The organism is Gemella haemolysans, assembly GCF_001553035.1.
Taxonomy (GTDB): domain Bacteria; phylum Bacillota; class Bacilli; order Staphylococcales; family Gemellaceae; genus Gemella; species Gemella haemolysans_B.
In genome coordinates this window covers 16,050-17,729 of the sequence record NZ_KQ959985.1, presented here as the reverse complement: position 1 = coordinate 17,729, position 1,680 = coordinate 16,050, and the positions used below count along the sequence as shown (strand labels likewise).

Here is a 1,680-nt window from a genome sequence, read left to right as displayed (position 1 = left end):
CAAAAATCGTGATTTCGTAGAAATCGATTTTTCAGAGTAACCCCCGCACAGTTCATTAGATATCTAAAAAGCTTTTATAAAACGAATTTAGATATCAATAAATCACTGCGTCTATGAACTCTCATATACACTTTGTTAAAATTTAGGTCTTTCGGGTCAACCCCTACATCTTAAATCTTTCCTATTTATTTCACTTAAATATTATACCACACTATATTCATCTATTGAAATATCAAAGATAATTCGATGTAATAATATACCAACAACCTAATCCCGATAACTAAAAAACACCAACTTCAAAAAAGTTATTCTTCTGAAATCAGCGCTCAATTATTAAATCTTCTTCTAAATAATGTTATGTTAACTATCTCTAGTTAAAAACACTACTAATCTTTATTATACCATAAAAATAAAGTTTTTATCAGTCTTTAATTTTTAAAGTTTTTATGTTATGTTAAAGATACCAAAGGTATATGTTTCATATCATATATACTTATTTCATAGTAAATACGCAATACGCGATTTCAGGGAGGTTACTATGTTAAATGCAGAAAAACTCAAAAAAAGATTTTATATATTTCTAGTATTTTATTTTTTATTTGGTACTACAATCTATTTCTTGTTTGATAGTGCAGTTAGTCCGGACTTTACACGACAATACAAAATCATATTATTTGTGCTCGAAGTTGTTTATTTTGATTTACCTTTAGTGTTAGCTTTGGTTCTAAATAACTATATAGATAAAAAAACTAAAACCATAGAAAAATAAAATACTCTCCAACACTAACTAGCGAGTGACTCAACAAAATCTTCTTTCTTAAAAGATCATACTTTTTGAGCCACTCCATATTCATAGTAAATACGCAATACGCGATTTCAGGGAGGTTTCTTATGTTAAACACGAAAAAAATTAAAAAAAGATATTTTATATTTCTAGTATTCTATTTGTTATTTGGTGCTCTAATCAATTTCTCGTTTGATGAAGTAGTTAGTCCAGATTTTACACATAAATACAAAACCATATTATTTGTGTTTAATTTTATTTTTAGTAGTTTACCTATAGTATTAGCTCTGGTTATAAATAACTATATAGATAAAAAAACTAAAAATGTAGAAAAGTAAAAAATAACACTATATAAAATTAACTAGCGAGTGATTCGACAAAATATTATTTCTTCGAAATCGCGATTTTCGAGTCACTCCCACTTATTTCATAGTAAATACGCAATACGCGATTTCAGGGAGGTTTCTTATGTTAAACACGAAAAAAATTAAAAAAAGATATTTTATATTTCTAGTATTCTATGTTTTATTTGGTATCGCGCTATCATCAATATTACATAGAGAACTTAGTTCAGATTTTAAACAAAAATACAAAATCATATTATTTGTGATTGAAGTATTTTTTATGAATTTACCTACGTTGTTAGCTTTGATTATAAATAACTATATAGCTAAAAAAACTAAAAACGTAGAAAAATAAAAAATAACACTCTATAAAATTAGCTAGCGAGTGATTCGACAAAATATTATTTCTTCGAAATCGCGATTTTCGAGTCACTCCCACTTATTTCATAGTAAATACGCAATACACGATTTCAGGGAGGTCACTATGTTAAACGCAAAAAAACTCAAAAAAAGATTTTACATATTTCTAGTATTCTATGTTTTATTTGGTAT

At 26.5% G+C, this 1,680-nt stretch carries 2 protein-coding genes; both read left to right on the top strand.

Translation table 11 applies throughout. From position 1 onward, the window contains the following. Window positions 1-538 precede the first annotated feature (538 nt). Window positions 539-769, top strand: coding sequence for a hypothetical protein (locus tag HMPREF3186_RS07260; RefSeq protein WP_060914587.1), 231 nt, complete (start codon window positions 539-541; stop codon window positions 767-769). Between the two features lie 483 nt (window positions 770-1,252). Further along, complete coding sequence (locus HMPREF3186_RS07250; RefSeq protein ID WP_060914585.1) at window positions 1,253-1,483, top strand: hypothetical protein; 231 nt, start codon at window positions 1,253-1,255, stop codon at window positions 1,481-1,483. Window positions 1,484-1,680 lie beyond the last annotated feature (197 nt).

What these genes read in the sequence shown, in the direction of transcription:
- HMPREF3186_RS07250 (WP_060914585.1), top strand. Translation starts at nt 1,253, where the DNA reads ATGTTAAACACGAAAAAAATTAAAAAAAGATATTTTATATTTCTAGTA.
- HMPREF3186_RS07260 (WP_060914587.1), top strand. Translation starts at nt 539, where the DNA reads ATGTTAAATGCAGAAAAACTCAAAAAAAGATTTTATATATTTCTAGTA.